10 protein-coding genes are annotated in these 13,464 nt (G+C 59.2%); 8 read left to right on the top strand and 2 right to left on the bottom strand.

Translation table 11 applies throughout. The features are described 5' to 3' along the window. Positions 1–215 precede the first annotated feature (215 nt). The 7 genes from CI807_RS27135 (at position 216) to CI807_RS27100 (ending at position 7,653) form a co-directional block, all read left to right on the top strand. Complete coding sequence (locus CI807_RS27135) at positions 216–755, top strand: TetR/AcrR family transcriptional regulator (RefSeq protein WP_058426896.1); 540 nt, start codon at positions 216–218, stop codon at positions 753–755. 15 nt (positions 756–770) lie between these two features. Further along, complete coding sequence (locus CI807_RS27130) at positions 771–1,604, top strand: alpha/beta hydrolase (RefSeq protein WP_095017631.1); 834 nt, start codon at positions 771–773, stop codon at positions 1,602–1,604. Positions 1,605–1,643: 39 nt separating this feature from the next. After that, complete coding sequence (locus CI807_RS27125) at positions 1,644–2,078, top strand: thioesterase family protein (protein WP_095016957.1); 435 nt, start codon at positions 1,644–1,646, stop codon at positions 2,076–2,078. Between the two features lie 55 nt (positions 2,079–2,133). Continuing rightward, on the top strand, positions 2,134–3,111 hold the full coding sequence (locus CI807_RS27120) for a tRNA-dihydrouridine synthase (RefSeq protein WP_095016956.1): 978 nt from the start codon (positions 2,134–2,136) through the stop codon (positions 3,109–3,111). Positions 3,112–3,672: 561 nt separating this feature from the next. Further along, positions 3,673–4,629 (top strand): hypothetical protein, encoded by a 957-nt coding sequence (locus CI807_RS27110; protein ID WP_095016954.1) that lies wholly within the window; start codon positions 3,673–3,675, stop codon positions 4,627–4,629. Between the two features lie 81 nt (positions 4,630–4,710). Further along, entirely contained in the window at positions 4,711–5,676 is a 966-nt protein-coding gene (locus tag CI807_RS27105) for a hypothetical protein (protein WP_256578633.1), read from the top strand. A gap of 51 nt (positions 5,677–5,727) precedes the next feature. Beyond that, on the top strand, positions 5,728–7,653 hold the full coding sequence (locus tag CI807_RS27100; protein ID WP_095016952.1) for a hypothetical protein: 1,926 nt from the start codon (positions 5,728–5,730) through the stop codon (positions 7,651–7,653). Here the strand turns inward: CI807_RS27100 and CI807_RS27095 are convergent. Then, entirely contained in the window at positions 7,650–10,946 is a 3,297-nt protein-coding gene (locus tag CI807_RS27095; protein ID WP_095016951.1) for an EAL domain-containing protein, read from the bottom strand. The two genes, CI807_RS27100 and CI807_RS27095, sit on opposite strands and share 4 nt — an antisense overlap. Before the next feature lie 66 nt (positions 10,947–11,012). Beyond that, on the bottom strand, positions 11,013–11,903 hold the full coding sequence (locus CI807_RS27090) for a LysR family transcriptional regulator (protein WP_095016950.1): 891 nt from the start codon (positions 11,901–11,903) through the stop codon (positions 11,013–11,015). A 141-nt stretch (positions 11,904–12,044) separates the two neighbouring features. Here CI807_RS27090 and leuC point away from each other — a divergent pair, with 141 nt between their 5' ends. Continuing rightward, on the top strand, positions 12,045–13,463 hold the full coding sequence (leuC, locus tag CI807_RS27085; protein ID WP_095016949.1) for a 3-isopropylmalate dehydratase large subunit: 1,419 nt from the start codon (positions 12,045–12,047) through the stop codon (positions 13,461–13,463). Position 13,464: the final 1 nt, after the last annotated feature.

The raw sequence follows: 13,464 nt of genomic DNA, 5'->3' as shown, positions 1-13,464 counted from the left end.
GTAACAGGGGTTCGAGTCCCCTAGGGGACGCCACGATTACCCGCTCTGCGGGATTTTTAAGGGTCATTCAATTATTGAATGGCCCTTTTGTTTGTCTGGCGTTTGGCCAAACCTTTCCTCCATCCCATTCTTCTCTTCTGACCAGCGGTCATGCCTGTGGCTTGCGAAATATTATTATGGTAATAATATTCAACCCATGAACATCGGAGGCAATGATGAGCGATAAAAAAGCGCAAACCCGCGAACGCATTCTGCAAGCCGCCAGCGCCGCGTTGATCCAGCGCGGCCCGGCGGAACCGAGTGTGGGTGAAGTCATGGGGGCGGCGGGGCTGACCGTCGGTGGTTTCTACGCGCACTTCGAAAGCAAGGACGCACTGATGCTGGAGGCCTTCACTCAGTTGCTGGCCAAGCGTCGTGCGTCGATCGATGACATGGACTCACAGTTGACCGGCGAGGAGCGCAGAAGCCTGGTGGCGGCGTTCTATCTGTCACGCAAGCACCGTGACTCAACCGCCCAGGCCTGCCCGATCCCGGCGACTGTTGGCGAGATGAGCCGCCTGCCGGATGAATTCCGCCAAGCGCTGAACGAGCATTGCGAGCTGATGGCCGCGCAACTCGCCGCCAGCCCTGAAGACACCGACAAAGCCCTGGCCGACATGGCGCTGATGATCGGTGGCCTGGCCTTGGCCCGCGCCTTGGGGCCGGGTGAGTTGTCTGACCGTGTGCTGCGCGCCGCCAAGTCGGCCGTGCGCTAGAAGAGGGCTGTCATGATGGGCACGTTAACCTGGATTCGTCGCTTCAACGGCACCCTGGGGCACCTGGCACCGCACACGGTGGCCAACAAGATGCGCCGCGCCTTCATGACCCCCCGCGACCTGCCGCCGCGTGACTGGGAACTGCCGCTGCTGGCGCACTCGGAGCGCATCACCTTGCGTTTCGGTTTGTCCGCCTTGCGCTGGGGCCAAGGGCCGGCTGTGTTGCTGATGCACGGTTGGGAAGGGCGACCTACTCAGTTCGCCAGCCTGATCACGGCATTGGTCGACAACGGTTACTCAGTGATTGCGCTGGACGGTCCCGCCCATGGCCGTTCGCCAGGGCGTGAAGCCCATGTGCTGCTGTTCGCCCGTGCCATGCTCGAAGCCGCTGCCGAGTTGCCGCCGCTGCATGCGGTGATCGGTCATTCCATGGGCGGCGCCAGTGCGATGCTGGCGGTGCAGCTGGGTTTGCGCACCGAGGCGTTGGTGAGTATTGCCGCACCGTCACGCTTTCTGGATGTGCTGCGGGGCTTCACCAAGATGGTTGGTTTGCCGGCGCGGGCGCGTTCGGCGTTCATCCAGGAGGTTGAGCAGACCTTTGGCATGCCGCTCAAGCATTTGGATGTAGCCCACTACCAGATGAATATCCCTGGCCTGATCGTGCACGCCGAAGATGATACGTTCGTCCCGGTCAAAGCCTCTCAGGCGATTCACGAAGCCTGGTTCGACAGCCGCCTGCTGCGCCTGGAGCAGGGCGGTCATCAGAAAGTGCTGGCCGACCCTCGCGTAATCGATGCTGTACTGGCGTTGCTCGCCGGCCGTCGTCTACAGGCGCGGCAAACGGCCTGATACACTGCCCCGGATAAGTTAATCGACCGGGAGCAAGGCATGGGCTGGGATTTGGCAACGCCGTTTATCATCGATCTGGAGGTGGCCCCTGAAGACATCGACGGCCTGGGGCACGCCAACAACGCGGTGTATGTGTCCTGGCTGGAGCGCTGTGCCTGGCGACACTCCCAGCGCCTGGGGCTGGACCTTACCGAGTATCGCCGCCTGGACCGCGCCATGGCGGTGGTGCGCCATGAGATCGACTACCTGGCCGCCGGCTACGAAGGCGACGAGTTGCAACTGGCCACTTGGATCGTCGACTGGGACCAGCGCCTGAAGATGACCCGGCGCTTCCAGCTGTTTCGCCCGCGTGATGGTGCGACCCTGCTGCGTGCGCAAACCACCTTTGTCTGCATCGAACTCTCCACCGGCAAGCCCAAGCGCATGCCCGCTGAGTTTCTCGACGGTTATGGCCCCGCCCTGACAGGGGGTTAACGGTTGCTGTAGGAAACCCAGTAAACTGCGCCACGATTTTTGTTGAGTGTTTTCCATGCAAATTGCTTTGGCGCCCATGGAGGGGTTGGTCGACAACATCCTGCGGGACGTTCTCACCCGTGTCGGCGGTATTGACTGGTGCGTGACCGAGTTCATCCGCGTCAACGACCGCCTGCTTACCCCCGCGTATTTCCATAAGCTCGCCCCGGAACTGCTGCACGGTGCTCACACCGCTGCCGGCGTGCCGCTGCGTGTGCAATTGCTGGGCTCCGACCCGGTCTGCCTGGCGGAAAACGCCGCCTTGGCGTGTGAGCTGGGCTCGCAGGTCATCGACCTGAACTTCGGCTGCCCGGCCAAGACCGTCAACAAGTCCCGTGGCGGCGCGGTGCTGCTCAAAGAGCCCGAGCTGCTCAACCAGATCGTCGAGCACGTGCGCCGCGCGGTGCCTGCCCACATTCCAGTCACTGCCAAGATGCGCCTGGGTTTCGACAGCCCGGACGGCGCCCTGGTCTGCGCCACGGCCCTGGCCGAAGGTGGCGCGGCACATATCGTGGTGCATGCGCGCACTAAGGCCGATGGCTACAAGCCGCCTGCTCATTGGGAGTGGATTCCGCGCGTGCAAGACGTGGTCAAGGTACCGGTGTTCGCCAATGGTGATATCTGGAGCGTCGAAGACTGGAAGCGTTGTCGCGAAGTCAGTGGCGCTGAAGACATCATGCTGGGCCGTGGTCTGGTCGCGCGTCCGGACCTGGCGCGGCAGATCGCTGCCGCGCGGGCGGGCGAGGAAGTCGTCGAGATGACCTGGGCAGACATGCAGCCCATGCTTCAGGATTTCTGGACCCAATCGGTAGCGCAATTGACCGAGCGTCAGGCGCCGGGGCGTTTGAAGCAATGGCTGGCGATGCTCACCCGCAATTATCCGGAGGCGGTGGAGTTGTTTACGCTGATGCGTAGGGAAACCGATCTGGAGCAGGTCGGGCGTTTGCTGGGCATGCCCGCACAGCGTGAACAGTCGGCTGCACTGCAAGATTAGGTTTACATATATAAGTGTTTCACCTGTTGCTGTAAGGGGCGCCGAAAGGTGCCTTTTTTTTGTCTGAAAAATGCGTTTGGCGTCACCACGCACTGCTTGGGCCAGCCTGATGTGTTTATTTGTTTTGGGTGTTTTATTTGTGTTGTTGCGAGATATATGCAAGTGCGTATGAATGTTTGCCTCGGTTGATACTAATTTTTAATTTTTTAATGTTCTTGGAGAAGCTTAGGTGCTTGCGTGCGCGCTGATTAACATGCTTTGTGTTTTTTATATAGCTTTGTTGTTTTCTTTAAGTTGCTTTGTTCATGGGGTGTTTCTTTACGTTTCCACTCTTGGCGGGTGTGAGGCGCGTACAGCCTGGATTTTCCTATGGGGGTCCATAGGAAAAAGTCTCTGGTGGTCATTTGGTTTCCTTATATAAGCCTCGATTGTTCGGAACTCATCTCCGTTACGGCCCACGAATCTTACGAGTTTTTTGAACTCGCCGTTGTTCCACACTTAACGTCAATGATTGTCCCTCTCCTGCCAGTGCGGAGGGTGGCGCAGTTTCAGGAATAAAAAATGTCTAATATCGCGACTAAGCAGTTCACGCCAATGAATACAAATTATGCACAGCTTAATCAGCCGTCCTTGCAAGCTGATAAGTCGCTCGAATTGTCTCCGTCTATGGACAGTATGAATAAGTTTCTTAAGGGCAGTAGTCCGGCACCAAACGAAAACAGTGTGCCGATGAATAAGGAGTCCCTGGAAAGATTGTTTGCCATGTTTGAGTTCGCGATCAAGGCGATGCGCAGCATGCTCGCTGGAATGGGGGTGTTCCCCCGCCAGCCCGGTGAACGTGGTGCCCAGCCCCAAGTGAAGCCTGGTCTCGATACCAAGACCGTTCCGGACTTGAAGGCGGAACACAAATTCGCGCCGGGGACGGATACCAAGACGACCGTGCTGCCAGGCACTGATGAGAAGGTCGTTCCGGTTGCTCCCGAAGCGGATACCAAGGCACTCGTGAATCCGGGCCCGGCGGTTAAAGTCATGCCCGATGGCCGTACCCAGGTGACTACTTCGCATGACGGCAAACTCGATGCCCAGCCGGCAAGGCTTTCTCTCAGCCCTATGGATTACAAGCACAAGCTGTCGTCCGATATTAACGTGACGGTGCAGGTCCAGAACTGTCATTGCCCGCATACAGATGAGAAAGTTGCGCCACAACCGCCACAACCGCCAGTGACGCCTGGGCTTGATAAGCAGCCATCGCCACAGCCGCCAGTGACGCCGGCACTTGATAAGCAGCCGTCGCCACAACCGCCAGTGACGCCGGCACTTGATAAGCAGCCGTCGCCACAACCGCCAATGACGCCGGCACTTGATAAGCAACCATCGCCACAACCGCCGGTCACCCCACCCACTCCAGACGTTACTAGCCCCGCACCTGATGACTTGGTTGATGATTTCAGTAGCCACTCCCAAACGCGTTTTGACAACCATCGAGCTGACAGAGCCAGCCCCCGCGCACGTTTTTGAGCCCGTTATCTTGATGCGTTAAACATAAACGCTGGCTCCTTGGTCGTGCCGGCCAGGGGGCCATTCAATGAGACTTAAGCCATGTTATCGACAAGCCATAACTGTGTCGCACCGCCAACTATTGAAACTTACCAGGCACCAAAACTTTCATTTCGTGCATCGCTTGATTCTGCACGAGAAGAAAATATTCGGACTGCAACACCTGTTCCTCGCTCGGAAGTGAAGTCCGATAGTTTCAGGAATAACGCGGACACTTCCGCCTTACTCAATATGTTGGGAGAACTGTTCAAACAGTTTTTCACCCAGTTGCAAGGCCTCCTGCGTGGTGACGTGCGTCCGGTGGAACCGAAAAATAATGATGTACCTGTACCGCCGCTACCTATGCAACCCACGCCAGATAAGAAAGCCACCGATAAACAAAGCGAACCCATTCCCGAGCTTTCCAATAAACATAAAGGCTCAAAGCCCAATAATATCTTCAGCGGCTTTCGTCAGGGTAAGAACGGTAACTGCGTAACGATCTCTGCGATAAAGGCGGCGATGCAAAAGTTTGGCCAGAACCCTAAGGATATTTACAAGTCTGTCGAAAAAACTGCCGATGGATTTAAAGTCGTGATGCGTGATGACGTGACTGTAAAACTCAGCAAAGCAGAGTTGGAGAGTGCTATTCGCGGTTCAAACTTTGTCGGGTTGAATGATCCTGGAATGCTCAAGGATGCGCACTTCCTGTTTGCATGTTCTGCCAAGCGGGCGCAGAACGAGAATAACGACGGGTGGGCAGGTCGAAGTTTTGAAGCCGCCATAAGAAGCCTCAACGATGGTGAGGATGAGTGGGGGCCGGGGGAGGGCTTCAAACGTTTGGGGCTAAAGGATCATATGAAGCGCGTATCGGTGCGTGACTTCGTCGCTGACAAATCTTTGATTGGCATGGTCAACCGGCGCGGGCACTCCGTGGCTGTCGTGGACGGGAGTGAGGAACTCTATGGGCGCAAAAGTGGCCGGCCCACAGGTGGGGACGCCATTGCTTTGATTGACCGCAAAGTTTGATCAGACGTTTCTAACAAACTAGTCCAACTTTTCAATAACAGAGTGAACGATATGAGTACGTTTGCAACTGGATCTTTCGCGCGCTCAAATTCCGTGGCAGCGCCGTTATCGAACAACTTGGAAACCGCTCGCACCCCGGCATTTGACGTGCCGGAGCGGCGTTTCGGCGAGCATTTCAACGCAAGCTCGCACAGCGCAGTCATCAAGTTGATGATGCTCACGTTTGGCCCGCGTCCTACCGATTTATTCAACGATGTAAAGGCTAGCAGCGAAGGTTATGACGTGACCATGAAAGATGGCTATCAATTGCATCTTTCCAGGCATGAGTTGAAACAGGCGGCGGCTGCGTCACGTTTTGCCGGCAATGAAAATGATGTATTGGGCAGTGCCCATTTTGCTTTGGCTGCGTTCATGAAGCGCAAACAACTGGGTAGTGGCAATGCGGCTGCCCCGCCAAGTTTCGAGGCCGTGTTGATCCAATCGTTGCAGGGTGAGACGACCTACAACATGCTCAAAGGCATGGGTTTGTCCGGCCATCTCCGGTTCGTGCCCACTGCAACAGGTGTTGCCGAAGGGCGGGCGGGGGTTGCGGAGAGCTATGATGCGGGGTCATCGCTGATTCACGCTGGCAAGGCGCATCAATTTGGTCGGGAGCGTTCTCCCGATCGAAGCTATATGTACACATTGGTGAGCGACAGTGTGCCAAAGCCCCACATTGCGCCTGCCCCCGAGCCGCCGACAGTTCTCGCCGAGGTAGTCTCTTCCAATAAAAGAGTCCGCCGCCACATTGCTGAGGTGTTGCGGGGGGTCGCGGCGACCGCGCGAAACTTCGGTGAAGTATTCGACTTGAGCAGCCATGCCGCCGTCATCAAGATGATGATGCTGCGGTTTGGTCGCTCGCCCTCCGACATGTTTGAAAAAGTCGAGGCCACGACGGGCGGATACAGCATCACCATGAAAGATGGGTTTGAAGTGAGGCTGTCAAAGCAGGAGCTGCAGCGCACGTGTGAAGCCTCGCGCTTTACCGGTCCTGACGCGCAAGTGGTCGCCGACGCCAATTTCATGCTGGCCGCCTTTGCCAAGCGCAAGCAAGTTGAGCGCGAGGTTGAGTTTGATGCAGCATTATCGAGCACCTTGCGTGGGGAGCACACCTACGTTGTTTTGAAAGGTATGGGGCTGACGGGTTTCTTACGCGTTGCGTCCCCAGACAAGTTGCGTGAACCAGGAAGCGTCGGCGTCATCAGCACCTTTAACTATTCGGGTGCGTTAGTCGCGGATGGCATCAAGGATGATAACGGTGGGCAAGCGACAGTCAGCAAGGATTATGGCTACCAGCTTGCTGCGGACTTACCTGCCGCCCACAGCGGTAGGCCTGCGCAGTTCCCGGCTGCACCTGTCGGCGTCAAGCCCGACAATATTTGGAGCGGTTTCTATCAGGGCGTGGAGGGTAATTGCGTCACCGTGTCGGCGATCAAGGCTGCGATGATGAGGTACGGGCAAAACCCTCTTGGAATATTTAAGCGTGTCACGGAATCGCCAGAAGGTTTCACCATCACCATGCGCGACTCTTGCACGGTTCGGCTTACCCGTGCCGAGCTGGAAATGGCACGGGCGGCTGCCAACTTCCATGGCGAGGATAAAGGCCTGGTTGACGATGCTGTCTTCCTTTACGCGGCGAGCGCCAAGCGTGCTCAACTGGAGAATCACGAGTTCCGCGCGGGCGCCGGTTTTGACGCCGCCCTGAAAACGCTGAACGACGGTGAGGTTCCTGGCGATGCGTTACGCCGCCTCGGTTTGTACGCCTTTACCCGCCCCAGCAGCGTGCAGGAACTGGCATCAGGTGTGCCAGGCACCTTGGCGAACTTTAGGCATTCGGTGGTCGTGGTAGAGGGTGTCATGGATGAATATGGGGTCAAACGCGAGTTGCCAGGCTCGCGCTGGATGCAACAGGGCGGTCACGCCTTGAAACTGGTTTAACCTCGACTGTCTCCCCCGAGCAGGCGCTCCCTGAATCCGATCATGGGCAGTGGCCGGCTGTGCAAATACCCTTGGTACAAATGGCAGCCCAGGCCCTGCAGGAACGCGAGTTGGTCCTGGGTTTCCACGCCTTCGGCAATCACCTCCAGGTTCAGGCTACGGGCCATGGCGACAATGGCGCGGATGATCTCGGCGTCGTTGGGGTCATGGGTCGCATCGCGCACAAAGGACTGGTCAATCTTCAGCGCATCCACCGGCAGGCGCTTGAGGTAGGTGAGCGATGAATAGCCGGTGCCGAAGTCATCCATCGCAAAGCTCACGCCGAGTTTTTTCAGGCGACGCATTTTGCTGATGGTGTCGTCCAGGTTCTGGATCACGATGCCTTCGGTGATTTCCAGTTTCAACAGGCTGAACGGCAATTCGTGCTGCTTGAGGCTGCGCTCCACCCTTTCCACGAAGTCGTTTTGGCGGAACTGCCGGGGGCTGATGTTCACGCACAGGCTGAAATTCAGCGGGTCGACCAAACCTTCCGCAATCAGCTGTTGGAAGGCCGCGCAGGCCTCGTCCAGGATCCACGTGCCGACTTCAAGAATCAGGCCGCTGTCCTCCAGCACCTTGATGAATTCGGAGGGCGATTGCGCACCCAGTTGCGGATGCTGCCAGCGCACCAGGGCCTCGGCGCCGACGATCCGGTTACCACGCGCGTCCACCTGCGGTTGGTAATGCACGCTGAACTCGCCACGCGACAGGGCCAGGCGCAGGTCGGTCTCCATGCGCAGGCGTTCGCTGGCGGTTTTTTGCATGCTGTTGTGGAACATCTGCGTGGTGTTGCGCCCGGAATCCTTGGCGCGGTACAGGGCGATATCGGCGCGCTTGAGCAAGTCCGCCGGCGTCGAGCCGTGATCGGGAATCAACGCCACGCCAATGCTCGGCGTGACCTGCAGGCGATGGCCGTCCAGGAACATCGGCTCCGAAAGCAGTTCACGCAAGGTGTCGGCCAGTTCCTGGACCTGGCGGCTGACTTCCGTGCGCGTGCCATCCAGGCCGCTGAGCAGCACCACAAACTCATCGCCACCCAAGCGCGCCACGGTGTCTTCCATGCGCACGCTGGCTTCAAGGCGTGCGGTGACGATCTTCAGCACCGTGTCGCCCACCGGATGGCCGAGGGAATCGTTGATGTGCTTGAAGTGGTCGAGGTCGAGGAACAACAGCGCGCCGCGCAGGTTATGCCGCTTGAGCAGGGCGATCTGCTGGCTCAGGCGGTCCATCAACAGGGCGCGGTTGGGCAGGTTGGTCAGCGGGTCGTGGTAGGCCAGGTGGCGGATCTGCGCCTGGGCGTTTTTCAACAGGCTCACGTCCCGCGCGGTCAGCAGCAGGCACGGAGTTTCATTCAGGGTGATGGGCTCTACCGAGACTTCCACCGCCAGCAACTCGCCGCGTTTGTTGTGCCAGAGCATTTCCAGGTGATGGATGCGGCCCTTGATCTGCAATTCGGCCAGCAGCGCGGCGCGTTGGTTCTCGTCGGCCCAGATGCCGATCTGGTAAAGGGTCAGGCCGATGGCTTCCTCGGCGCGATAACCGGTCAGGCGGCAGAAGCCGTCGTTGACCTCCACATAGCGGCCAGTGTCGCGCTCGGTGATGGAAATCGCGTCAGGGCTGGAATGGAAGGCCTTGGCGAATTTCTCTTCGCTGGCCTTGAGCGCGGCTTCCGAGCGTTGTTGCTGAGTGATGTCGCGCAAGGTGGTGACGATACATGGCTGATCGCCCACTTTGATCAGCCGGCTGGAAATCACGCAGGTCAGTGCTTGACCATTCTTGTGATGCACCACGATCGCCACATTGCTCAGCGCCTGCTCGCGGATCACCCGTTCGATCCGTTGCAGGCGCTTGCTGGATTCGTCCCACAGGCCAATCTGCTCGGCACTCTTGTCGATTACCTCGGCGGCCGTCCAGCCAAAAGTCTGGGTAAACGCGGGGTTGATCTCGATAAACGCACCGCTGTCCAGGCCGGTGACGCAGATCGGGTCGGGGCTGGCTTGAAAGAGGCTGGCGAATTTTTCTTCGGAGGCTGTCAGGCGTTGTTCGCGTTCGACCTGGTCGGTGATGTCGAGCAAGGTGCCGGCCATGCGCAACGGCGCGCCGTGTTCATCGCGGTAAAGGCGTGCGCGGCTTTCGAGGTAGCGTGAGCTGCCGTCCTCCATGGGGACGCGGTAAGTCAGTTGGTAGTTGCCGGCCGGGCCCTCACGCAGAGTGCGGTAGGCGTTGCGCATGCTCTCGCGCTCGTCATCGGGCATGCCTTCGAAGAACGCATCGAACGACTCATGGAAGGGTTCCGGCGGCAGGCCGTGCAATTGGGCGGCGCGGGCCGAGCCATAGAGCATGCCGGTGGGGATGTGCCAGTCCCAGGTGCCCAGTTGCGCCGAGTCCAGGGCCAGGTCGAGGCGTTCCTGGCTGTCCTTGAGGGCTTGCTCGGCGTTTTTGCGCTCGGTGGTGTCCAGAAACGTGCTGATCAGGTAGGCCTCGCCCTCCAGCTCGACCTTTTGCGCGCTGAGGGTGCCGTCGTGGATCTGGCCGTTGCTGGCGCAAAACTGCACCTCCATGGTGATCGGCTCGCCCTTGCGTTGGGTGGCTTTGACCAACTGCTCGCGTTGCTCCGGGTGACGCCACAGGCCGAGGTCCAGGGTGGTGCGGCCGATGGCGTCGGCGAGCGGCCAGCCGAACAGCATTTCGAAGTATTGGTTGGCTTCGCTGATCAGGCCGTCGGCCTGGCGGGTCAGCAGGACCATGTTCGGGCACAGGTGGAACAACGTGGCGAAGCGTTTTTCGGAGTGGCTGAGGGCTGTTTCGCGATCGCGCTGGTGGGTGATCTCGCGGATCACCCCGATCATGCGGCGCCGCCCGGTCTTGTCCGGCGCCAGGCTGCCGTTGATTTCCAGCCAATGAAGGCTGCCATCCGGCCATTGGATACGGTGATGCATGGCCTGTTCGAACGGCTCGCCCGCCAGCACCGCATGGAACGCCCGCACCACACGGGCACTGTCTTCGGGGGCCAGCAGGTCGAGGTAGTCCAGGTCCTTGGGCAGTGGCTGGCGCGGATCAAAGCCGAACAACGCCTGAGTGCCCCGCGACCAACTGATGCGCCCGGTGTCGATTTCCCAGCACCATGCTCCCAGCCGGGCAGCATTGAGCGCTGCCAGCAATTGCGGGGCGCTGTCCCAGCTTTGTTCCGCCGCTTGAGGGTCAAGGGCGTAGATGCGGGGCAGGGGTGGCACGGAATCGACGGGGTTGCGCATTATCAAGGGGCCTTGGCTCAATGGGCGTTCGGCGCGGCTTTATTCAGGCCTGGAGGCCGCACAGCTTCATGCCGGTATCCCTGGCAGATCGACCTGTGCATCCAATAGGCTCATGAAAGCCCGCGCAGCGTTCGACAGCGTCCTTTCGGTGTGCACGATATAGCCTAGCTGGCGACTGAGCTGTATGCCCGGCAAAGCGATACTTGCCACCTGATCATCGAGCATGGTGCGCGGCAACACGCTCCAGGCCAGGCCGATCGACACCATCATCTTGATCGTTTCCAAATAGTTAGTGCTCATCGCGATGTTCGGCGTGAGGCCCTGGGCCTCGAACAACCGGCTGACAATATGGTGGGTAAAGGTGTTGCCACCCGGGAAAACGGCGGGGTGGCCGGCAATATCGGCCAGGCTGATGCGTCCGTTGCTGATCAGGCTGTGCTCCGGCGCCACCACGAAATCCAGCGGGTCGTTCCAGACTGGGGTGGCGCGCACCAGGTGGTGAGGATCGGGCGCCAGCGTGATCACCGCCACTTCGGCGCGGCCATGGAGGATTTCTTCGTAGGCCACTTCCGAATCGAGGAACTGAATATCCAGCGCCACATTCGGGTATTCCCGGGTAAAAGTGCGCAGCACCGGCGGCAAGCGATGCAGGCCGATGTGGTGGCTGGTGGCCAGGGTCAGGCGGCCGCTGACTTCACCGGTCAGGTTGGTCAGGGCGCGACGCGTGTCGTCCAGCACGTTGAGAATCTGATAAGCCCGTGGCAGCAAGGCCCGCCCGGCCTCGGTCAAGCCGACTTCACGGCCCAGACGATCGAACAGGCGCACCTTCAATTGTTGCTCCAGGCCGGCAATGCGCTTGCTGATGGCTGGTTGCGTCAGGTGCAGGCGTTCACCGGCGCCGGAGAAGCTGCCGGTCTCGGCGATGGCAATAAAGGCGTTGAGGTTGGCCAAGTCCATTGTGGTATTCCAGTTGGTAATCCAAAGCATAAAAAATATGAATTTGAGTTATTTAATGTAGCGCCATACCATCAGCCTCACAAGCCAAAGGGTTATTGAAAAAACCCGGCGTATAGAAGCACCGATGATGAGGACCGACTGATGGCCGGCAAAACGCTTTACGACAAGCTTTGGGATTCCCATGAAGTGAAACGGCGCGACGATGGCTCGTCGCTGATCTATATCGACCGTCACATCATCCATGAAGTGACCTCGCCCCAAGCGTTCGAAGGCCTGCGTCTGGCCGGGCGCAAGCCTTGGCGCGTCGACTCCATCATCGCCACACCTGACCACAACGTGCCGACCACCCCTGAGCGCAAGGGCGGCATCGAAGCCATTGCCGACCAGGTGTCGCGTTTGCAGGTACAGACCCTCGACGACTACTGCGACGAATATGGCATTACCGAATTCAAGATGAATGACGTACGTCAAGGCATCGTGCACGTGATCGGCCCGGAGCAGGGCGCGACCTTGCCGGGCATGACCGTGGTCTGCGGTGACTCGCACACCTCTACCCACGGTGCCTTTGGCGCCTTGGCCCATGGCATCGGCACGTCCGAGGTGGAACATGTGTTCGCCACCCAGTGCCTGGTCGCCAAGAAAATGAAGAACATGCTGGTTCGCGTTGACGGCAAATTGCCGTTCGGTGTGACCGCTAAAGACATCGTCCTCGCCGTGATCGGCAAGATCGGCACCGCCGGCGGTAACGGCCATGCCATCGAGTTCGCCGGCAGCGCCATTCGCGACCTGTCCATCGAAGGCCGCATGACCATCTGCAATATGTCCATCGAAGCCGGTGCCCGTGTGGGCATGGTGGCGGCGGACGAAAAGACCGTTGAATACGTTAAAGGTCGTCCATTTGCACCTGCAGGTGCTGATTGGGACGCCGCCGTTGAAGCCTGGAAAGACCTGGTCTCCGATGCTGATGCGGTGTTCGACACTGTGGTCGAACTCGACGCTGCCCAGATCAAGCCGCAAGTCAGCTGGGGCACGTCGCCGGAAATGGTCCTGGCCGTTGACCAGAACGTTCCGGACCCGGCCAAAGAGGCCGACCTGGTCAAGCGTGGTTCCATCGAGCGCGCCTTGAAGTACATGGGTTTGCAGGCCAACCAGGCGATCACCGATATCCAGTTGGACCGCGTGTTCATCGGCTCCTGCACCAACTCGCGGATCGAAGACCTGCGCGCCGCGGCCGTGATCGCCAAAGGCCGCAAAGTGGCGTCGACCATCAAGCAAGCCATCGTGGTGCCGGGTTCGGGCTTGGTCAAAGCGCAAGCCGAAGCCGAAGGCCTCGACAAGATCTTCCTCGAAGCCGGTTTTGAATGGCGTGAGCCAGGCTGCTCGATGTGCCTGGCGATGAACCCGGACCGTTTGGAGTCGGGCGAGCATTGCGCGTCCACCTCCAACCGTAACTTCGAAGGGCGTCAGGGCGCCGGTGGGCGTACCCACCTGGTCAGCCCGGCCATGGCCGCTGCGGCGGCCGTCAACGGTCGTTTCATCGACGTTCGCGAATTGATCTGAG

Origin of the sequence: Pseudomonas sp. NS1(2017) (assembly GCF_002269425.1) — a bacterium.
GTDB classification, from domain to species: domain Bacteria; phylum Pseudomonadota; class Gammaproteobacteria; order Pseudomonadales; family Pseudomonadaceae; genus Aquipseudomonas; species Aquipseudomonas reactans.
Note: the sequence above shows the minus strand (reverse complement) of the source record. Positions and strands in the feature narration are given on the sequence as shown.